Genomic DNA, 20,323 nt, shown 5'->3' with positions numbered 1-20,323 from the left:
GGCAGCGGCGGGTGTCCGGCGGCGCGGGCCTCAGTCCTCCTTCTGGAGTTCGGTGAGCAGGCGGCGGGCGACGGCGTCGTTCTGCCGGAAGGACGGGGCGTCGGTGCGCGGGCGGGCGAAGGCGGCCGGGGCGCGGGTGGTGGTGGGGGCGCCGAGCGCGGTGCGGCGCGGGTGCGGGCCGCCGAGGGCGGGGTCGAGCAGCCGGGACTCGGGGTCGGTGCGCACCAGGCCGGAGCGGTAGGTGTGGCCGTCGGGGTCGGCCAGCCGCTCCTCGTCGATCCGGCCCTCGTGCAGGAGCCGGCGCAGCAGCGGGTCGTTGCTGCGGTCGAGGGCGTGCCGGGGGAGGAAGGCGTCGACCAGGGCGGTGCCGTGGATCCGGTGACCGGGCAGGGCGGGGGAGGAGGCGCGGAAGGTGCCGTGCTGCTCGTCGAGGTCGACCCGCAGGTCGGGGCCGAGGAAGTGCAGCAGCCCGGCGTCGGAGAGGGCGAGCAGCTGCTCCAGGCGGAAGCCGGGCGGGCCGGAGGCGTAGAAGGAGAAGAAGCCGGTCCACCAGCCGTCGAGTTCGGCGGCGGTGGAGCGGGCGGTGAGCGGGTGGGCGGGCAGCAGGTGGACGAGCTGGCCGTACAGCGAGAGCAGGGCGTAGAAGGCGCCGAGGTCGGCGCTGTGCCGCTGGTCGGAGCGGCGGGCCAGGTCGGCGCGCAGGTGGGCGCGCAGGTGCTGCTGGAGTTCGGTGGGGCTGCCGACGCGCAGGCCGGCCAGCGGGCGGTCGAGCCGTTCCAGGTCGAGGCGGTCGGCCGGGTCGGGGACGGCGGCGGCGACCAGGGCGGCGCGTTCGGGGCTGTCCCAGGGGTGGCGGTCGTAGCCGGCCAGGAACTCGGCCCAGGGCAGGGCGGTGCGCTCCGGGTGGCCGTGGAAGAGCTCGTGGTAGTAGCCGAAGCCGATCTCCTTGGCCATGGCGGGCCACAGGTCGCGCTTGAACTCGGCCGGACCGTCCGGGAGTTCGAGGTCGGGGCCGAAGTAGCGGGGCAGCGGCGGGATCGGGCCGCGGAGCCGGTAGCCGGTCTTGGCGTGGTACGGGACGCCGCGCCGGGAGCCCGCGTACAGCACGGGTTCACGGCCGGAGGGGTGGTAGCGCAGGCCGCCGCCCAGGCGCGGGGTGAAGCGGCCGCCGCGGCCCTCGGTGAGCAGCGCGACCAGGTCGACGAAGGCCAGGCCGAGGCCGCGGACCACCACCCGCTCGCCGGGGGCGAGGCCGGACAGGTCGGCGTCGGCGGTGAACGCGGGCGGCAGGTAGGTGCGGCCGTGCCGGTCGGCGAAGCCGCGGGCCTCGGCGGTGTCGGGGCCGGGCGCGGAGTCGAGGTGGCCGAGTGCGAGCACCACCCGGTCGGCGAGCAGCACGGTGTCGGAGAGGTGGACGCGCTGCGGGCCGTCCGGGTCGCCGGTGATCCGCAGCGCGGTGTCCTGGTGGACGAACAGCCGTACGTTCTCCGGGAGTTCGGCGGCGGCGCGGCGCAGCGTCCAGTCCAGGTAGGCGGACTGGGCGCGCCGGGTCGGGAAGTCGGTGGGCAGCAGGGTGCGCAGTTCGTCGGCGATGCCGGGGTCGGCCTCCGGCAGGTACGGCGGGTGGGCGGCCGGGTCGGTGGCCCACTCGGCGAGCGAGGGGCCGGGGCGGACCGGGCCGTCCATGGTGGTGCGCTCGTCGGTGAACATGGTGACGTCCTCCGCCATCGAGTTCATCCGCAGCAGCGGGGACTGCGCGTTGCGCCAGATCCGGCCCCCGCCGGGCGGGTGCGGATCGACCAGGTGGACGTCCAACCGCACGCCGGGGCCCAGTAGTTCGGGCGCGTTGGCGGCTATCCGCTCCAGCAGGCCGGTGCCCCGCGGACCGGCTCCCACGACGACCAGCACGGGCACCGCGCTCACCGCCCGACCGCGCGGCGGAAGACGGCCCGGGCCCGCTGCCACGGGGTCGGCGGCAGCCCGGCCCGGGTGGCGCCGCGGGCGAAGTGCCGCTCCAGGTAGTACTGGCCGACGGACAGCACGCTGGTCACCGCGATGTACCAGAGGGTGGCCACCATCAGCAGCGGGATCACCTGGTAGGTCTGGTTGTAGACCAGTTGGGTGGAGAACAGCAGGTCGTGGACGGCCAGCACGCTGATGATCGAGGTGCCCTTGAGGGTGCCGATCAGCATGTTCCCGGCGGGCGGCAGGATCGCCCGCATCGCCTGCGGCAGCACGATCCGGCGCAGCACCCGGCCGCGGCCCAGGCCCAGCGAGGCGGCCGCCTCCAGCTGGCCCTGGTCGACCGACAGGACGCCGGAGCGGACCACCTCGGCGGCGAACGCGGCCTCGTGCAGGGTCAGTCCGATCAGGGCGGTGAGCACCGGGCCGAGCAGGTCGACGGTCTTCACCGCGAACAGCTCGCCGCCGAACGGCAGGCTCAGCGACAGCTTCGGGTACAGCGCCCCGATGTTGAACCAGAGCAGCAGCTGGACCAGCAGCGGGGTGGCCCGGAAGATCCAGACGAAGCCCCAACTCAGCGCCTGGAGAACCGGGTTGCCCGACAGGCGGGCCACCGCCAGGGCGGTGCCCAGGGCGAAGCCGAGGGCGGTCACCGCGCCGGTCAGCCAGAGCGTCAGCAGCAGGCCGCGCAGGATCGACGGGGCGGTCAGGTAGCTGCCGACCACCGACCACTCGAAGGCCGCGTTGCCGGCCAGCGAGCGCAGCAGCAGGGCGGCGGCCAGCAGCGCCAGCCCGCCGCTCAGGTACCGCCCGGGGCGGCGGCGGGGCACGATCGGCAGCTCGGCGGGGACGGTCCCGGTGGGGGGCTGGTCGGTCGGGTCCGGCGGCGCGGCGGACCGGGCGCGGGCGGACGGGACGGCGGGCGAGGCCATGAGGGCTCCATCGGGCGGCGGGGCAGGCGGTATCCGCATGCCGTCACTCACGCGCGCCGCGTCCCTCAACGCGGCTGGGCCTGGCGGCAGTTCGACCGGGCCCGGGCAGTACTCGCTCCACTTCGATCGTACGGGTGTGCGTCCGGAGGCTGTCAAGGACGCGGGTGTGACGCCGGTGTTTCGTCCCGCGCGGAAAGGTTGACGGACCCTCGGCGGCACTGCTCAACTGTTCGACATGAGAGCCGGACAGCCCGCCCTGGTGACGCGCGGCCACATCGACTTCGGTCGGGTGTGGTCCGCGGCGTGTCGCGGCTGACCCGGCAGCGGGCCGCCTGACCGGCCCTCCTCCCCTCCGGGAGTCCTCCCTCGGTCGCCCAGTACCGGTCCGGGAAGCCGTCCGTCCGGACGGACCAACAGGCGCACGCTGCCGCCTCCTCCGCGTTCCCGCTCGCTCCTGAGCCGGCGTCCCGTCACGCGCCGCACGCCCCCGTCCGTCCACCCGCCGCCCGCGTCCGCCCCCGCCCGCCAGGGCGTCCCCCGGCCTGCCCGGACGCGGCTCCCACCCGACCGGAAGAGCCCTGCCATGCCCGTCGAGTTCCTCGGAATCGCCGCCACCGGCGACGGTTCGGAGACCACCGCCCGCACCACCCACGCCTTCGACCGCGACTACACGCTGCGCCTGGCCCGCGCCCACGAGGACCACGGCTGGGACCGGGTGCTGTTCGCCTACGGCGCCGGCTCGCCCGAGCCCGCCGCCGCCGCCGCGTACCTCGCCGCCAAACTCGACAAGCTGCAGATCCTGCTGGCGCACCGCCCGAACGTCTCCTACCCGACCTTCGCGGCCAAGACCTTCGCCACCCTGGACCGGATCAGCGACGGCCGGCTCACCGTGCACTTCATCACCGGCGGCAGCGACCACGAGCAGCAGCGCGAGGGCGACTTCCTGCCCAAGGACCGCCGCTACGACCGCACCCGCGAGTACATCGGCATCGTCAAGAAGGCCTGGACCAGCCGCGAACCCTTCGACCACGCGGGCGAGTTCTACCGCTTCAACGACTTCGTCTCGGACGTCTTCCCGGTCCAGCAGCCCCGGCCGGACGTCTCCTTCGGCGGCTCCTCGCCCGCCGCGTTCGCCGCCGGCGGCGCCGAGGCCGACATCTACGCGCTGTGGGGCGAGCCGCTGGCCCGCACCGCCGAGCAGATCGAGCTGGTCAAGGCCGCCGCCGCGGCCGCCGGGCGCACCGACACCCCGCGGATCCAGGTCGCCTTCCGGCCGATCATCGCGCCCACCGAGGAACTCGCCTGGGAGAAGGCGCACCGCACGGTCGCCGCGATCAAGGCCCGCCGGGAGGGCAACGACCTGGTCCGCCGCCGCCTGGCCAACGGCGCCCAGCCGGAGAACTCCGGCTCCCAGCGGCTGCTGGAGATCGCCGAGGCGGGCGAGCGCTACGACCGCGCGCTGTGGACCCCGACCGCCGCCGCCACCGGCGGCGCGGGCAACTCCAACGCCCTGGTCGGCACGCCCGAGACGGTCGCCCAGGCGCTGCTCGACTACTACGACCTCGGCGTGGACATCCTCTCCGCCCGCGGCTACGACCACGTCGACGACGCGATCGACTTCGGCCGGTACGTCATCCCGATCGTCCGCGAGGAGGTCGCCAAGCGCGACGCCGCCAAGGCCGCCGGGGCCGCGGCGGCATGAGCGAGCTGACCGTGGCGCGGGCCGTGCTCGGCGACCCGCTCACCGCCCCCCTGATCCGCGAACTCACCCACGAGTACGTCACCCGCTACGGCCCCGAGGGCCGGCAGGAGATGGACCGGCACGGCGCCGCGGAGTTCACCCCGCCGGACGGCCTGCTGCTCCTGCTGCTGCGCGACGGCGAACCGGTGGCCGGCGGCGCCTACCGCCGGCACCAGGACGAGGGCACCGCCGAGCTGAAGCGGATGTGGACCTCCGCCGCGCACCGCCGCCAGGGCCTGGGCCGCCGGGTCCTGGCCGAACTGGAGGCCGCCGCCGGGCAGGCCGGCTACCGGCGGATCTTCCTCACCACCGGCCCGCGCCAGCCCGAGGCCGAGGCGCTCTACCTGGCGACCGGCTACACCCCGCTGTTCGACCTCCGGGCGCCGCGCCCGGAGCTGAAGCCGCTGCCGTTCGAGAAGCACCTGCAACTCCCGCACGCACGAACCACGTTCGCGCAAGACCTGGCCGCCGCCGCGGCGGCCGGAAAGGCACCCTCCAGATGAAGCGCCACCTCCCCGCCACCGCACTGGCCGCCGTCGCCGTCCTGGCGCTGGCGGGCTGCGGCTCCGACCCGGCGGCCCCCGCGAAGGCCTCGCCGGTCGGCGTCCAGCCGAACCAGGACGCGCTGGCGGGGGTGACGAAGAACGAGGCCATCGCCGCGCTGCTGCCCCCCGAGGTCCGCGCCTCGGGCACCGTCAAGCTCGGCGGCACGGTCGCCGCCCCGCCCGCGGCGTACTACCCGGAGGGCCAGCACGAGCCCGCCGGGGTGGACGTCGACCTGGTCAACGGCGTCGCCAAGGTGCTCGGGATCACCGTGCAGCGCGAGGACGCCGCGTTCGAGAGCATCCTGCCCGCGCTCGGCAGCGGCAAGTACGACGTCGGCACCGGCAACTTCGGCGTCACCGAGGCCCGGCTGAAGACCACCGACTTCGTCACCTACATCGACGACGGCCAGGGCTTCGCGGTGCGCTCCGACAACACCGCGCTGACCAGCGTCACCGACCTGGTCCAGCTCTGCGGCCTGACCGTCGGCACCGGCGCGGGCACCACCTTCGAGGCCACCCTGAACGCCAAGAAGGACGTCTGCACCCAGGCCGGCAAGAAGCCGTACGAGGTCAAGTCGTTCTCCGACAACGGCGCCGTGATCACCGGCCTCCAGCAGGGCCGGCTGGACGTGGTGATGTCCACCATCAACGGCCTGCGCTACCAGGCCGCCCAGCCCGGCTCCAAGACCCGCTTCCTCGGCGAGTACCACCGGCTCGACGTCGGCTTCGCGTTCAAGAAGGGTTCGCCGCTCACCCCGGCCTTCCAGGCCGCCGTCAACGAGCTGATCAAGGACGGCTCGTACCAGAAGATCCTCGCCAAGTGGGGCACCACCGACTCGGCGATCACCGAGTCGAAGATCAACCCGCCCGAGCACTCCTGACCGCGGAGCCCCCGATGACCGCCGTGACTCCCGAAACCCCCCTCGCCGACCGACAACCCGTGGACGACACCGCCGAGTTGCCGATCGTCCCGCACCGCAGGCCGTGGCGGCTGGTGGCCGGCCTGGCCGCGCTGGTGCTGACCGCCCAGTTCCTGCACGGACTGGCCGTCAACCCCGGCTGGGACTGGCCGACCTTCCGCGCCTTCGTGTTCTCCGACAGCATCCTGCGCGCGGTCGGCGTCACCCTCCAACTCACCCTCTACGGCACGGTCCTGGGCTTCGCACTGGGCGCGGTGATCGCCGCGCTGCGGCTGTCCGGCAGCCCGATCCTGCGCACCATCGCCTGGACGTACGTGTGGGCGTTCCGCTCGATCCCGCTGATCGTGCAGCTGGTCTTCTGGTTCAACCTGGCCTACCTGTACAAGCGGATCGGCATCGGCATCCCGTTCGGCCCGAGCTTCGTCTCCTTCGGCACCATGGACCTGCTCGGCGCGCTCGGCGCGGCCGTCCTCGGCCTGGCCCTGCACCAGGCCGCGTACGCCGCCGAGATCATCCGCGGCGGCGTGCTCGCGGTGGACGCCGGACAGCTCGAGGCGGCCGCCGCGCTCGGCATCCCGAGGTTCCGGCAGGCCTGGCGGATCGTGCTGCCGCAGGCCATGCGCGGCATCCTGCCGAACGCCGCCAACGAGGTCATCTCGCTGTTCAAGGGCACCTCGATCGTCTACGTGATGGCGATCGGCGAGCTCTTCTACCAGGTGCAGGTGATCTACGGCCGCACCGGCCGGGTGGTGCCGCTGCTGATGGTCGCCACCGTCTGGTACGTGCTGCTGACCACCGGGCTCTCGCTCGTCCAGTACTGGGTCGAGCGCTACTTCGCCCGCGGCAGCGGACGCGCCGCGCCGCCCACCCCCTGGCAGCGGCTGCGGGCCGCCGCCACCGAGATCAAGGAGAAGCGGGCATGAGCGGCGACGGCGCCACGGCCATGGTCGAAGTACGCGGCGTGCACAAGCGGTTCGGACGGCTGGAGGTGCTGCGCGGCATCGACCTCGACGTCCGCCCCGGCACCGTCACGGTGGTGCTCGGCCCGTCCGGCTCCGGCAAGTCCACCCTGCTGCGGGCGGTCAACCACCTGGAGAAGCTCGACCGGGGCCACGTCCGGGTGGACGGCGAGCTGATCGGCTACCGGCGGGTCGGCGACAAGCTGCGCGAACTGCCCGAGCGCGAGGTGCTCAAGCAGCGCACCAAGCTCGGCTTCGTGTTCCAGAACTTCAACCTGTTCCCGCACCTGACCGTGCTGGAGAACCTGGTCGAGGCCCCGGTCGGCGCGCTCGGCGTCCCCAAGGCCGAGGCCCGGGCCCGGGCCCGCGAACTGCTGGAGCGGGTCGGCCTCGCCGACAAGGCCGACGAGTACCCGCGCCGGCTCTCCGGCGGCCAGCAGCAGCGCGTCGCCATCGCCCGGGCGCTCGCCCTGGAACCCAAGGTGCTGCTGTTCGACGAGCCGACCTCCGCGCTCGACCCCGAGCTGGTCGGCGAGGTCCTCGACGTGATCAAGGACCTGGCCCGCACCGGCACCACCATGATCGTGGTCACCCACGAGATCGGCTTCGCCCGCGAGGTCGCCGACACCGTGGTGTTCATGGACGGCGGCGTGGTGGTCGAACAGGGGCCGCCCGCCCGGGTGCTGGACGACCCGCAGCACGAGCGGACCCGCGCCTTCCTCGCCAAGGTCCTCTGAACCACCTTACGAAACAAAGGAGTTGCCCCCATGTCCGTGACCCGCCGCACCTTCGTCCCGGCCGCCGCCGCCCTCGCCGCCGCCCTGCTGCTCTCCTCCTGCGGCTCCTCCGACAACGCCTCCGCGGACCTCGGCGCCAAGAAGGAGGGCACCGCGCCCAACGGGGTCAAGGTCAACCTGACGCCCGACCAGAACCGGGTCACCACCCCGAAGGTCGACGCGATCGCCGCCCTCGTCCCGGACGAGATCCGCCGAAGAGGCACCCTGGAGGTCGCGGCCAACGTCAGCACCGTCCCGCCGCTGGGCTTCTACGCCACCGACGACAAGACGGTGATCGGCACCGAACCCGACATCGCCTACCTGATCGGCGACGTGCTCGGCCTCAAGGTCGAGATCAACCCGGTCTCCTGGGAGAACGTCTTCGTCGGCCTGGACAGCGGCAAGTACGACGCGGGCATCACCAACGTCACCGTCACCGAGGCCCGCAAGGAGAAGTACGACTTCGCCACCTACCGCCTCGACATCCTCGGCTTCGAGGCCAAGAAGGGCGGCAGCTGGAAGGTCAAGGGCCCGGCCGACGTGGCCGGCCACACCATCGGCGTCGCCTCCGGCACCAACCAGGAGAAGCTGCTGCTCGACTGGAGCGCCCAGGACGTCAAGAACGGCCTCAAGCCGGTGGACGTGAAGTACTACCAGAACGCCTCCGACTACTACCTGGCCCTCGGCTCCGGCCGGATCGACGCCTGGCTCGGCCCCAACCCGGCCAGCGCCTTCCACGCCGCGCAGACCGGCGAGACCGAGGTCATCGGCACCTACTCCGGCGCCGGCGACACCGTCCTCGGCAAGATCGCCGCCACCACCAAGAAGGACAACGGCCTGGTCAAGGCGTTCAACGAGGCCCTCAACGAGGTCATCAAGAACGGCACCTACACCGAGGTCCTCAAGCGCTGGGGCCTGGAGAACGAAGCCGTCCCGACCTCCGAGATCAACCCGCCCGGCCTGCCCAAGACCGACAGCTGACGCCTCCCCGGCACCCCCCGGAGCGCATCCCTCACCACCCGTGCGGGATGCGCTCCAGCACGCCGCCCGCGAACACGTCGTACAGCGGCAGCGACTCCAGGTGCACGTAGCCGATGTGGCAGTCGCAGCTCCCCAACGGGCACGCCCGCGGCCGCAGTTGGTCCCGGTACGAGTCGTCGTACAGGTTGCCCAGCGGCGGCCGGACGAAGTGGCAGCGGCGCACCGTGCCGTCCCCGTCCACCGACACCACGCTCTCCCCGGTCCGGCACGGCAGCCCCGCGCTGCGGTGCGGGTGGCGGCTGTAGCCGAACAGCGGGTCCAGCTCCGCCCACCCGGCCGCCTCGGCGTCGGTGTACGTCAGCCCGTCGGCCGCGTTCACCCACAGGTAGACACCCGCCGGCAGCGCCGCGCGCAGCCGCCGGGCCGCCGCCAGGTGCTCCGGCTGCCCGACCACGCCGACGCTGAACCGCACGCCCAGCGCGGTGAGTTCGGCGCACTTGGCGAGGAAGCGCCGCTCGCTCACCTGCCCCGGGTGGTACGTCACCCAGAGCGCCAGCTTCGCGCGGTCCGCCTCGGCCAGCCAGCCCGTCCGGCAGCTCGCGTTGGTCTGGATCGCCACCCGCTCCAGGTGCGGCAGCCGGCTCAGCTCCACCATCGCCCGCCGGTACCAGCTGCGCACCAGCCCCTCGCCCCACGGCGTGAACAGCACCGACAGCCGGCCGTGCCGGTACGCCGCCGCCCAGGCCGTGAACCGCTCCAGCGCCGCCCGGTCGGCGCGCAGCAGCTCCGGCGTGTCCCGCCGCTTGGCGAACGGGCAGTACGGGCAGTCGTAGTCGCAGGAGGACAGCGGGCCCCGGTACAGGATCGTCAACTCGCTCGTACGGTCGGTCACTTCGCCTCGTACTCCGCCATGTTGGCCCGCACCCCGGCCGAGAACAGCCGCGGCCCCACCGCGTCCGACCAGGCCAGGCCCTCCGGGCTCAGCAGCAGCCGCGCCGGGTCGTCCGCCGCCAGCCAGCCGCGGGCGGCGAACTCGGCCAGCTCGGCCGGGAAGTCCAGCTCCGGGGTACTGCCGAAGCGCTCCCGGTAGGCCGCCAGGTCGACGCCCTCGCCCTGGAGCAGCGACTGCACCAGGTGGCGGCGGCGGGTCTCCTCGTCCGTCATCACCCAGCCCAGCTCGGCCCGGGAGAAGTCCGGCGCGGCCACGTAGTCGTCGATGATCCGGCGCACCTCGCGGGCGTCCACCGCGTAGTCGAAGGAGTAGTGCAGCCGCGAGGTGTACGAGCGGGCCCCGCAGCCCAGGCCCACCATGCCGTCGGTCTGGCAGGCGTACTCGCCCGCGCTCGCGCTCGCGGCGCCGGTCCGGCGGAACATCCGCATCGACACCTGCCGGTACCCCTCGGCCAGCAGGTGGTCGCGGCCCGCCCGGTACAGCGCCAGCCGCCGGGCGTCCCAGGCGGGGTTCGCCGCGGTCCCCGCGTGCCGGCCCAGGCCGGTCAGCGGGCGGACGTACAGCGGGTACAGGTACAGCTCCTCCGGCCGCCAGGCCAGCGCCGCGTCCAGGGACGCGATCCAGCTGGCCGGCGTCTGGCCGTCGATGCCGTAGATCAGGTCGATGTTCAGCACCGGGAACCCGGCGTCCCGCACCCGGCCCAGCGCCGCCTCCACCGCCGCCCGCTTCTGCGGGCGCACCGCGGCCCGCGCCTCCCCGTCCAGGAAGGACTGCACGCCCAGGCTCAGCCGGGTCGTCCCGCGCTCGGCCAGCACCCGCAGCCGGTCGGCCGTCGCGGTGTCCGGCGACGCCTCCACCGACAGCGGGACCGCCCGCAGGTCCGCGCCCGTCCCCGACTCGGCGATGTCGCAGAGCCGTTCCAGCTCGGCCGCGGTCAGGTAGGTCGGCGTCCCGCCGCCGAAGGCCGCCAGCGCGAACCGGGCCTCCGGCGCCAGCGCCTCCCGCACCTGCCGGGCCTGCCGCTCCAGCGCGTCCAGGTAGGCGGTGGTCAGCCCCTCCGGGCTGCCGATCCGGGTGAACAGGTTGCAGAACCCGCACCGCACCTCGCAGAACGGCACGTGCAGGTAGAGCGAGAGCGCGTCCTGCTTCTCGCCCCGCCACAGCTCCGCGAGCCGCGGGCGCTCCGGCAGCGGGCGGTAGGCCGTCTTGTGCGGGTACGCGTAGACGTAACTCTGGTACGGGGACTCGGTGCCGACGGTGGTGGCGGCGACGGTGCTCATCGGGGCTCCTGCGGGGTGGCCGGGAGGGTGAAGTGCGCGTAGGGGACGGTCCAGACCACCTCGTGGCCGATCCGGTGGCCGGTGTACCCGTCCTCGCCGTACGCGGTGCCGTGGTCCGAGCAGACGATCGCGAAGCACGGGCGCCGGGCGGTCATCGCCGCGAACAGCCGCCCGACGTGCGCGTCCACGTACTCCAGCGCGGCGGCGTGGGTGGCCCGGCTGTCCCCGTCCGCGCGGGTCGCCCCCGGCAGGTGGAACCAGTTCGGCTGGTGCAGCGCCGAGACGTTGACGAACAGGAACAGCGGCTGCCCGGGCGGCTGTTCGGCCGCCACCCGCTCGGCCACGGCCACCTGCGACTCGAAGGAGGTCGGCGACGGGACGCCCAGCTCCGGCGCCCAGTGGCTCTCCTGGAACAGGCCCGGCAGGACGGAGCCGAGCGGCCCCTGCTTGTTGAAGAACCCCACCCCGCCGACGCAGACCGTCCGGTACCCGGCCTGCGCCAGCCCCGTCGGCAGGTCGGGCGCGTCGAACACCCAGGTGCGCGGCTCGGTGCTCTCCGAACCCGCGAACCGCGCCGCGAACAGCCGCGGGTGCGGCCCGTCCGGCGAGGCGGGCGTCGGCAGGAACCCGGCCAGGATCGCCTGGTGCGCGGCGTACGTGAAACTCCCCGGCGAGTGCCGGCGCTCCCAGCCGGTGGGCGGGAGCACCTTCGCCAGGTGGGGCAGCCGGCCGGCCGCGAGCAGCTCCGCGGCGACGTCGAAGCGCAGCGTGTCGAGGGTGACCAGCAGCAGGTCGTGCGAGCCGACCACCTCGTTCATGTCGGGGATCACCGCGCCTCCAGGATGCGGGGCAGGACGGCGGGCTCCCCTTCGCCCGTCGGAGGGCCGAACGCGTACGCCGGGGAGGCGAGTTGGGCCGCGTAGGTGTCGAGACCCGGGGCCGGTCCGTCGGGCAGGCCGGGGAGGTTCGGGAGCAGGTCGCCGAAGGCGTTGACCTCGCCGACCAGGGCGCGCCGCCAGCGGGCGTGCGGGAGGAGGTCGACGCCGACCATCGGGGAGCGGGGGAAGCAGCGCGCGGCGGCCTCCGCGGTGACGAGCAGCCCGGGCCAGCGCTCCCCGGCGGCGGCCCGGACCGCCGCCGGCTCGCCGCGGACGCCGCCGAGGTGCAGGTTGGTCATCGGGTGCCGGCTGGTGCGGACCACCACGTGGGTGGCCCGGCCGCCGACCACCAGCACCCGCAGGTCCGCCGCCCGGCCGCCCTGCTCGGACTTCGGGACCCAGCGCTCGACGTGCAGCCCCTCGGGGGCGAGCCGGTCGACCAGCTCGGCGACCTCCGCCGCGGAGCGGTAGCGGCGCACCGCGAGCGAGTTGTGCAGCCCGTCCGGGGCGAGCTCCACCGAGGTGGTCGCCTGGACCCGGCCGCGCGGGCCGAACTCCAGGGCCACCACCCCGGAGGCGGACGAGCCGTGCACCGGCTTGAGGAACACCCGGCGCATCCCGGCGTCCGCCAGCCGCTCCCGCAACTCCCGCCAGGAGCACGGGAGTCCGCCCGGCAGCGCGGGCGGCACCGGCACCCCGGCGGCGGCCAGCCGGGCGTGCGCGCGCCGCTTGTCGAACATGACGGCGATCTCGTCCGGATCGCCCAGCAGCCGCACCCCGGGCCGCTCGGCCAGGGCGCGCAGCGCCGCGGTGACGCCCGCGTACCAGGCGGGGCCGCCCTCGACCCGGGTCGGGGCGTAGCCCGCGCCGAGGACGGGGCCGCGCAGCAGCCGGTCGGCCGCCGGGTCCTCCCCGGGCGAGTCGATCCGGACCACCGCGCCGGGCGGCAGCTCGTACCGGCCGTGCAGCACGGCGGACCAGGGCAGCACGGCGGGCTCCGGTCGGCCGGCGGCGCGGGCCGCGGCGGCGAACAGGGTGGTCCGGCGGTGCCCGGGGCAGCCCAGGACGACCAGCTGGTGCGAGGTCACGTGCGCCGTCCCGCCTACTCGGAGATGGCGACGTAGCGCCAGTTGTCGCCCGGGTCCTCGGCGCCGGAGAGGTCGATCTCGACGCCGGGCAGGGCGTCCCGCAGGCGCTGCTGCATGCCCTCGGTGAGGTAGTGGTGGTGCAGGTCCAGGGTCTTCAGGTGGGTGAGCGGCTGGCCCTCCAGCAGCGCCCCCGCGCCCTCGTCGGTGAACGCGCCCATGGACAGCGACAGGCCGGTCAGCCGGGGCACCACGGGGGCCCGGGCGACCAGCGCGGCGATCTGGTCCTGGAACACCGAGTCCTGCAGGCCCAGGTACGTCAGCGCGGGCAGCTTGGTGCCGGACAGGAACGGGGCGAGGTCGTCCAGCGTCCAGTCGCCGCCGTAGTTGTCCACGCCGAGCCACAGCTCCAGCCGCTCCAGCGCCGGGAAGTCGCAGGCGCCGACCGCGCGGACGATGCTCGCGGGCAGGCCGCCGGACTCGAAGCGCAGCGCCTTCAGCGCCGCGTGCTCCACCGGCTGGAGGCCGAGCCGCTCGTTGTCCTCGTAGTCCTCGCCGGCGCCGCGCACCACCAGTTCCTCCAGCCGCGGGAACGCCGCGAACACCGGGGTGATGTCGCACATCTGGATCCAGGAGATCTCGCACTCCTCGAAGGTGATGTCGCCCAGGAACAGGCCGCGCAGCGCGGGCAGCCGGTCGGCGGCGGCGAGGATCTGCGGCAGCGCCTTGGAGAGCGGCTCCGGCTCCTCCGGGAACCAGCGGCCGAGCACCAGCGCGGTGACCCGCTCCGGCTCGACGGTCTCCAGGAACTTCTGCCAGAGCTCGTCGAAGCCCTGCTCGTCGTCCCAGTCCAGGGCGATCCGCCAGGCGGTGGCGTCCGCCGCCGGCAGCTTCCCCTCCGCCGCGGCCGCCCGGAAGTCGGTCACCGGGAGGCCGTGGAACGTCTCGGCGTGCTCGTTGATGGTCATGCGCTGCTCCTCGTCGCTGGTCGCTGCTCGTCGTCCGTGGTGCTCGGCCGCCGTGCCGGTGGTGCTCGTGCGCGTGATGGCCGAGACCTGTCTACCAGCCGCCCGTGACGTTCACCCGCACGAAGGACCCGGCGGGAGCGGGGTTGTCGGTGGCGCGGCCTAGTTTTCCTGACGTGGCGTTCGGCAGCGGGCCGGACCCGACCACCGGGAGGCCCCGTGTACCGCCAGGGAGACGTACTGATCGTGCCGGTCGCGCAGAGCGCCGTGCCGGCCGCCGTCGCGCACATGGCCCGGCAGCCGAGGGACGCCCGCGGGCGGCTGGTGCTGGCCCTCGGCGAGGTCACCGGGCACGCCCACGCGGTGGTCGGCCCGGGCGAACTCGTGCGCGAGGGAGGCCCGTTCGGCTTCTCCTGGCTGCACCTGCCGGAGGGCGGCCGGGTGGTCCACGAGGAGCACGCCGCGATCGCCCTGCCCGGCGGCTGGTTCCGGGTGGTCCGCCAGCGCGAGTACACGCCGAACGCGGTCCGGGTGGTCGCCGACTGATCCCCCCGGGCCCCCGCCCGCGCGCGTACCCGCCACCGCACCCGACCCGCCACCCGCACCGCACGAGGACAGGAAACTGATGAGCAGCCAGCTGACGGGCCGACCGGCCGACCTCTCGGTGGCCCACTGGCGGGCCGTCGCCGCCGCGACCGGCCCCGCCGACCGGGCCACCGTGGAGCAGGCCGTCCGGGACGCCTACCGGGCCGCCGGCCTCGCCGAGCCCGCCGAGTTCCGCTGGTGCCCCTCGCCGCGCGCCGCCGTCGCCGAACTCCTTTCGCGTCGCGAGGAGTTCGGGGCAAGCGTGCGCGAGCAGGTGCGCACCGCCGCCTGGGAGCGGGCCCGCACCGCCGCCCTCGCCGCGCTCGGCCCCGGCGGCTGGGGCGAGCTGTGGGCCACCACCGGCGCCGAACTCGCCACCACCACCGCGCTGCCCGCCGAACGCGTCCGCGCCGCGCTGCTCGACCACTTCGCCCCCGAGCCCGAGCCGATCGACGACTGGACCGAGGCCCGCAAGCCCGAGAACCGGGCGGCCCGGCTGGCCGCCGCCGAACAGCGCGGCCGGGTCCGCCTGCTCCTGCTGGACGCGGTGGCCGGCCAGCACGACGCCGCCTGGCTCGCCGCCTTCGACACCGCCGGCACCGGCGACCCGGCGCTGGCCGCGCTGGCCGGCATCGCCCGCCAGACCGGCTGGTGGTGGCCGTACGAGCGCACCGTGCTGCTCAGCGAGCGCCCCGTCGCCCTGCACCGCGACGAGGCCGGCCGGCTCGACCGCGCCGACGGCCCCGCCCTCGCCTACGCCGACGGCTTCGCGCTGCACGCCTGGCGCGGCATGCCCGTCCCCGCCGACTTCCTCGACCGGCTGACCGGCCTCACCCCCGAGCGCATCCGCGCCGAGGACAACGCCGAGCTGCGCCGCGTCATGCTGGAGCACTTCGGCTACGACCGCTACCTGGCCGAGTCCGGCGCCGAACCGCTGCACCGGGACGAGACCGGCACCCTGTGGCGGATCCAGCTCCCGAACGACGAGCCGGTGGTGATGGTCGAGGTGCTCAACTCCACCCCCGAGCCGGACGGCACCCACCGCACCTACTACCTGCGCGTCCCGCCCGCCACCCGCACCGCGCGGGCCGGCGTCGCCTGGACGTTCGGCGTCGAGGAGGCCGAGTACCGCCCGCAGCGCGAGACCTGACCGGCCGCCGGGCCGCCGTCACGGCTGCGGGCGGGCCGCCGTCGAAACTGCGGGCGGGCCGCTGTCAAGGGTGCGGGCCACCGAGCCGGTCCCCGTCCGGGCCCTCCGATCGGGAGGAATTCGCCGAACCGGAACCACTGTTCCGCAGGTGAGCGCCGCTGGTATACCTCGATGTCCCGGGGCGGGGGACCACCCGCCCCCGAGACGAATCAGGTGGTGACAGGCAGTGAAGCTCCTCCGTGTGGGCCCTGCGGGCGCGGAACGACCGGTCGTCCTCGCCCCCGACGGCACCGCCCGCGACCTCCGCCCCCTCACCCCCGACCTCGACGGCGCGTTCCTCGCCCGGTTCGACCCCGCGGCGCTCGACCCCGCCGACCTCCCCGTCACCGACCTCACCGGCGAACGGACCGGCCCGCCGGTCGCCCGCCCCGGCAAGATCGTCGGCATCGGCCTCAACTACCGCGACCACGCGGCCGAGGCCGGCGCCGCGATACCGGCCGAGCCGGTGGTCTTCCTCAAGCCCGCCAACACCCTGGTCGGCCCGCACGACCAGGTGCTCGTCCCGCGCGGCAGCCGGAAGACCGACTACGAGGTCGAACTCGCCGTCGTCATCGGCCGCACCGGCCGCTACCTCGACTCCGCGGCGGACGCCGCCGCGATCATCGCCGGCTACGCCGCCGCCAACGACGTCACCGAGCGCGCCTTCCAGCTCGACCGCGGCGGCCAGTGGGACAAGGGCAAGTCCGCCGAGACCTTCACCCCGCTGGGCCCCTGGCTGGTCACCCCCGACGAACTCGGCGACCCCCAGGCGCTCGGCCTGCGGCTCTGGGTCAACGGCGAGCTCCGCCAGGACGGCAGCACCGCCGACATGATCTTCCCGGTCCACGAGACGGTCCGCTACCTCACCCACTTCATGCGCCTCGACCCCGGCGACGTCGTCATCACCGGCACCCCCGCCGGCGTCACCCTCGGCCGCCCCGGCACGCCCTTCCTGCGCCCCGGCGACCGGCTCGCCCTCGAAGTCACCGGCCTGGGCCGCCAGGAGACCACCCTCGGCCAGGCGTAGGGGCCCCGCCGGGGCCCGAACACCGGCCCCTCCTACAGCCCCAGGTCGCGCAACCGCGCGATGAGCACGCCCGCCGGGCTGTCCGCCGTCTCCAGCTCCAGCCAGCCGTGCAGCACCTCCGCGGTCTGGTCGTCGCGGATCGCGGTGGCCGCGGCCATCACCACGAACTGGTCGACCAGCCAGGCGCAGAGCGAGTCGGCCGGGATCTGCCGGCCCTCGTCGAGCCAGCTGATCGCCGAGGCCTCGACCACCGAGATCCAGGAGCGCACCAGCAGGGTGAGCCGGGGCCCGGCCTCCCGGACGCCGAGGTGGCGCAGGGTGCGCCTCAGCGCCGCGCGGCGGACGTCGTCGACGATCGCCGAGGTGCGCGCGGTCTCCACGACCGAGCCGCCGCGCAGCAGCGCGCCGTAGCCGGCGGCGTGCTGGTCGACGAAGTCGAAGTAGCGGTGCAGGACGGCGCCGAGCTGCCGGGTGGGGGTGCCGTCGGCGGGCTCGACGGTGAAGCGGGTGGTGAGTTCGGCGGCGGCGCTGCGCAGCGCCGCCTCGTACAGCTGCTGCTTGCCGCCGGCGAAGTACCGGTAGACGAGCGGCCGGGAGGCGCCCGCGGCCTCGGCGACGTCGTCGAGGGAGACCTCCTCGGGCGGGCGGGCGGCGAAGAGTTCGAGGGCGACGGCGATGAGCTGGTCGCGCCGTTGCTGGACGGGCAGTCGCCGGTAGGCGGCGCGGCGGGGCCGCTCCGCGGCGGGGGAGTCGTCGACGGGCTCCTCGACGGGGGAGGGGGTCGCTGCCATGCGTGCCAGGGTAGACCTCGGGCGGGTCGGCGGACCCCCTCCGCACGGCCGCGACCGGCGGGTCCCCGCCGGGCGGGGCGCGGGGCGCGGCCGCAGACTGTGACCAGGTGCGGGTGGAGCGCGACGAGGAGCGGCCGGTGCGGTGGGTGCGGGCGGCGGGTCGGTGGGTCGGGAAGTCCCCGGGGACGTACGTGTGGCTGCTGCTGCTCGCGTTCACCAGTTTCGTGGTGGCCCGGATGGACCCGGCGACGCTGGACTACTTCCTGCAGAAACGCTCCACCAACCTGCACCAGCTCTCCTCGCACCCGGTGCACGCCCTGCTGGCCAGCCTGATCTGGACCGAGCAGGCGAACTTCCTGTTCTACTTCGTGGTCTTCCACGTCTTCCACGTGCCGGCCGAGCGCTGGCTCGGCACCCGCCGCTGGCTGACCGTCGCGCTGACCGCGCACGTGCTGGCGACCTTCGTCAGCGAGGGCGCGGTCGCCTGGGGCGTGCGCCACCACGTGCTGCCGGCGAACATGTCGACCACGGTGGACGTCGGCGTGTCGTACGCGCTGGCCGGGGTGGAGGGCGTGCTGACGTACGCGCTGGCCGGGGCGTGGCGCTGGGTGTACGGGTGCGGGCTGGTCGCCTTCTACCTGGTGCCGCTGCTGGTCTCGCACACGTTCACCGACCTGGGGCACTTCTGCTCGGTGCTGATCGGCCTCGCCTTCCGCCCGATCACCCGGGGCCGGCCGACCTGGGACCCGCGGCGCGGCGTCCGGCGCCCGGACCCCGTCCGGGGGTGACGACGCCGATACCTGACAGGGGTTGAATTCGCCTGCGGCTACGACAGGATGGCCGGATGGCTCATGAACTGAACACCCCTCACCCGAGCGGCCCCACCCCGCGCCGACTCGCCGACTCCTACGTCCACGCGCTCGCCGAGGCCGACCCGCTGACCGCGGTGTACCTCGGCCTCAACCCGGAGGACGACCGGCTGACCGACCTGTCCTCCGAGGGCATCGAGGCGACCGCCGAACTCGCCCGCCGCACCCTGGCCGCCCTGGACGCGCTGGAGGCGTCCGGCCCGGTCGAGGACGAGGCCGAACGCCGCTGCGCCCGGCTGCTGCGCGAGCGGCTGACCGCCGAACTGGCCGTCCACGACGCGGGCGAGGGCTACCGCAGCGTCCGCAACCTGGGCTCGCCGGTGCACAACACCCGCGAGGTGTTCACCCTGCTGCCCACCGACACCGACGAGGACTGGCAGCGGCTGGGCCGCCGGCTGGCCCGCTTCCCGCTGGCGATGGCCCAGTACCGGCAGAGCCTGGAGGAGGGCGTCCGGCGCGGCCTGCTGTCGGCACCGCGCCAGGTCGAGACGCTGGTCGGCCAGCTCGGCGAGTGGATCGAGGGCGAGCTGCCCGGCGGCTGGTTCGGCGAACTGGTCTCCACCGCCCCCGCCCACCTGCGCGAGCCGCTGACCGCCACCGCCGTCGAGGCCACCGCCTCGCTCGCCGACCTGCGCGACTGGATGCGCGACGTGTACGGCCCGGCCGCCCAGGGCACCCCCGACGCGGTCGGCCGGGAGCGCTACACCCGCTGGGTGCGGTACTGGACGGGCGCCGAGCTCGACCTGGACGAGGCGTACCGCTGGGCCTGGGAGCAGTTCCACGACCTGGACGCCCAGATGCGGGTCGAGGCGGAGAAGGTCCGCCCCGGGCAGACCCCGATGCGGGCCATGAAGTGGCTGGAGACCGAGGGCCCGGCGATCCGCGGCGAGCAGCAGGTGCAGGAGTACCTGCAGGACCTGATGGACCGGGCCATCGAGGACCTCCAGGGCGTGCACTTCGACCTGGCCGAGCCGCTGCTGAAGGTGGAGGCGCGGATCGCCCCGCCCGGCAGCGCCGCCGCCCCCTACTACACCCAGCCCTCGCTGGACTTCTCCCGCCCCGGCCGGACCTGGCTGCCCACCCTGGGCCGGGAGGCGTTCCCGGAGTGGGACCTGATCTCCACCTGGTACCACGAGGGCGTCCCGGGCCACCACCTGCAGCTCGCGCAGTGGACGTACGTCGCGGACCGGCTCTCCACCTACCAGGTCACCCTGGGCGGGGTCAGCGCCAACATGGAGGGCTGGGCGCTGTACGCCGAGCGCCTGATGGACGAGCTCGGCTACCTGACCGACCCGGGCCACCGCCTGGGCTACCTGAACGCCCAGATGATGCGGGCGCTGCGGGTGATCGTCGACATCGGCATGCACGCCGAGCTGGACTTCCCCGCCGACTCGCCGTTCGCCCCGGGCGAGCCGATGCGGCCCGAGCGGGCCCGGGAGTTCTTCGGCGCCTACTGCGGCCTGTCCGCGGACTTCCTGGACAGCGAGCTGGTGCGCTACCTCGGCCTGCCCGGCCAGGCGATCGGCTACAAGCTCGGCGAGCGGGCCTGGCTGCGCGGCCGGGCCGCGGCCCGGGCGGCCGCCGAGGCGCGCGGCGCGGAGTTCGACCTCAAGGGCTGGCACATGGCGGCGCTGTCCCAGGGCTCGCTCGGCCTGGACGACCTGGTCACCGAGCTGGGCGCGCTGTAGCGCCGTCGCACGGACGCACGGACGGAAGCCGTGTCCCGGGTGGCCGATGCGGCCGGGCACCCGGGACGCCGTCCCCCTCGCGGGCCGTCCCAAATCTTGACAAGCACGACAATTCGCCTTGCCGCCGTCCCGTCGCGGGGTTTCCCTGGGAGGAGCGCCGTACGCGCCCAGCCCCACTCCCGATCGGCGGAAGGCGGC

General features: G+C 74.5%; 19 protein-coding genes. 11 read left to right on the top strand and 8 right to left on the bottom strand.

What is annotated here, in order from left to right:
* Positions 1-30: 30 nt before the first annotated feature.
* Entirely contained in the window at positions 31-1,923 is a 1,893-nt protein-coding gene (locus ACIP60_RS09395; RefSeq protein WP_400681848.1) for an FAD/NAD(P)-binding protein, read from the bottom strand.
* Positions 1,920-2,894, bottom strand: coding sequence for an amino acid ABC transporter permease (locus ACIP60_RS09390; RefSeq protein WP_400681846.1), 975 nt, complete (start codon positions 2,892-2,894; stop codon positions 1,920-1,922). The genes ACIP60_RS09395 and ACIP60_RS09390 overlap by 4 nt, the downstream gene beginning before the upstream one ends.
* 583 nt (positions 2,895-3,477) lie before the next feature.
* On the opposite strand from ACIP60_RS09390, the gene ACIP60_RS09385 reads away from it, so the two are divergent.
* From ACIP60_RS09385 to ACIP60_RS09360, 6 genes are read left to right on the top strand one after another with little or no spacing between them, the layout of a single operon-like run.
* Positions 3,478-4,596 (top strand): LLM class flavin-dependent oxidoreductase, encoded by a 1,119-nt coding sequence (locus ACIP60_RS09385; protein WP_400681844.1) that lies wholly within the window; start codon positions 3,478-3,480, stop codon positions 4,594-4,596.
* Positions 4,593-5,138, top strand: a complete 546-nt coding sequence (locus ACIP60_RS09380) for a GNAT family N-acetyltransferase (RefSeq protein WP_111554225.1) — start codon at positions 4,593-4,595, stop codon at positions 5,136-5,138. Before ACIP60_RS09385 ends, ACIP60_RS09380 begins: the two co-directional genes overlap by 4 nt.
* On the top strand, positions 5,135-6,061 hold the full coding sequence (locus ACIP60_RS09375) for an ABC transporter substrate-binding protein (protein ID WP_400681841.1): 927 nt from the start codon (positions 5,135-5,137) through the stop codon (positions 6,059-6,061). Before ACIP60_RS09380 ends, ACIP60_RS09375 begins: the two co-directional genes overlap by 4 nt.
* Positions 6,062-6,075: 14 nt before the next feature.
* Positions 6,076-7,023 carry an amino acid ABC transporter permease gene (locus ACIP60_RS09370; protein ID WP_400681840.1) on the top strand — a complete coding sequence of 316 codons (948 nt, stop codon included), beginning with the start codon at positions 6,076-6,078 and terminating at the stop codon, positions 7,021-7,023.
* Positions 7,020-7,796, top strand: a complete 777-nt coding sequence (locus tag ACIP60_RS09365) for an amino acid ABC transporter ATP-binding protein (RefSeq protein WP_400681838.1) — start codon at positions 7,020-7,022, stop codon at positions 7,794-7,796. Before ACIP60_RS09370 ends, ACIP60_RS09365 begins: the two co-directional genes overlap by 4 nt.
* 30 nt (positions 7,797-7,826) lie before the next feature.
* A complete protein-coding gene (locus ACIP60_RS09360; RefSeq protein WP_400681836.1) occupies positions 7,827-8,816 on the top strand; it encodes an ABC transporter substrate-binding protein in 990 nt (329 codons plus the stop codon).
* A gap of 31 nt (positions 8,817-8,847) precedes the next feature.
* Here ACIP60_RS09360 and ACIP60_RS09355 read toward each other — a convergent pair whose 3' ends face one another.
* Genes ACIP60_RS09355 through ACIP60_RS09335 form a run of 5 tightly spaced genes read right to left on the bottom strand, consistent with a single transcriptional unit; the run spans position 8,848 to position 13,979 of the window.
* Positions 8,848-9,708, bottom strand: coding sequence for an STM4011 family radical SAM protein (locus tag ACIP60_RS09355; protein ID WP_400681834.1), 861 nt, complete (start codon positions 9,706-9,708; stop codon positions 8,848-8,850).
* Complete coding sequence (locus tag ACIP60_RS09350; protein ID WP_400681832.1) at positions 9,705-11,048, bottom strand: STM4012 family radical SAM protein; 1,344 nt, start codon at positions 11,046-11,048, stop codon at positions 9,705-9,707. Before ACIP60_RS09350 ends, ACIP60_RS09355 begins: the two co-directional genes overlap by 4 nt.
* Positions 11,045-11,866 (bottom strand): STM4013/SEN3800 family hydrolase, encoded by an 822-nt coding sequence (locus ACIP60_RS09345; RefSeq protein WP_400682646.1) that lies wholly within the window; start codon positions 11,864-11,866, stop codon positions 11,045-11,047. Before ACIP60_RS09345 ends, ACIP60_RS09350 begins: the two co-directional genes overlap by 4 nt.
* Before the next feature lie 8 nt (positions 11,867-11,874).
* The gene (locus ACIP60_RS09340) at positions 11,875-13,014 is read right to left on the bottom strand and encodes an STM4014 family protein (RefSeq protein ID WP_400681830.1); all 1,140 of its coding nucleotides are present in this window, start codon (positions 13,012-13,014) and stop codon (positions 11,875-11,877) included.
* Between the two features lie 14 nt (positions 13,015-13,028).
* Positions 13,029-13,979 (bottom strand): STM4015 family protein, encoded by a 951-nt coding sequence (locus ACIP60_RS09335; protein ID WP_400681828.1) that lies wholly within the window; start codon positions 13,977-13,979, stop codon positions 13,029-13,031.
* 216 nt (positions 13,980-14,195) lie between these two features.
* On the opposite strand from ACIP60_RS09335, the gene ACIP60_RS09330 reads away from it, so the two are divergent.
* The 3 genes from ACIP60_RS09330 to ACIP60_RS09320 all read left to right on the top strand — a co-directional run bounded on the left by ACIP60_RS09330 (position 14,196) and on the right by ACIP60_RS09320 (position 16,777).
* The gene (locus ACIP60_RS09330; RefSeq protein ID WP_100836368.1) at positions 14,196-14,522 is read left to right on the top strand and encodes a hypothetical protein; all 327 of its coding nucleotides are present in this window, start codon (positions 14,196-14,198) and stop codon (positions 14,520-14,522) included.
* Between the two features lie 79 nt (positions 14,523-14,601).
* Entirely contained in the window at positions 14,602-15,711 is a 1,110-nt protein-coding gene (locus ACIP60_RS09325; protein WP_400681825.1) for a DUF6745 domain-containing protein, read from the top strand.
* 226 nt (positions 15,712-15,937) lie between these two features.
* The gene (locus ACIP60_RS09320; RefSeq protein WP_400681822.1) at positions 15,938-16,777 is read left to right on the top strand and encodes a fumarylacetoacetate hydrolase family protein; all 840 of its coding nucleotides are present in this window, start codon (positions 15,938-15,940) and stop codon (positions 16,775-16,777) included.
* 32 nt (positions 16,778-16,809) lie between these two features.
* Here ACIP60_RS09320 and ACIP60_RS09315 read toward each other — a convergent pair whose 3' ends face one another.
* Positions 16,810-17,568 (bottom strand): TetR/AcrR family transcriptional regulator, encoded by a 759-nt coding sequence (locus tag ACIP60_RS09315; RefSeq protein WP_400681819.1) that lies wholly within the window; start codon positions 17,566-17,568, stop codon positions 16,810-16,812.
* Between the two features lie 107 nt (positions 17,569-17,675).
* On the opposite strand from ACIP60_RS09315, the gene ACIP60_RS09310 reads away from it, so the two are divergent.
* Both ACIP60_RS09310 and ACIP60_RS09305 read left to right on the top strand, forming a co-directional pair.
* On the top strand, positions 17,676-18,356 hold the full coding sequence (locus tag ACIP60_RS09310; protein ID WP_400681817.1) for a rhomboid-like protein: 681 nt from the start codon (positions 17,676-17,678) through the stop codon (positions 18,354-18,356).
* Positions 18,357-18,412: 56 nt separating this feature from the next.
* The gene (locus ACIP60_RS09305) at positions 18,413-20,125 is read left to right on the top strand and encodes a DUF885 domain-containing protein (protein ID WP_400681814.1); all 1,713 of its coding nucleotides are present in this window, start codon (positions 18,413-18,415) and stop codon (positions 20,123-20,125) included.
* The last annotated feature ends 198 nt before the right edge of the window (positions 20,126-20,323 follow it).

The sequence above is a fragment of the Kitasatospora sp. NPDC088783 genome (assembly GCF_044750705.1).
GTDB lineage: Bacteria > Actinomycetota > Actinomycetes > Streptomycetales > Streptomycetaceae > Kitasatospora > Kitasatospora fiedleri.
Note: the sequence above shows the minus strand (reverse complement) of the source record. Positions and strands in the feature narration are given on the sequence as shown.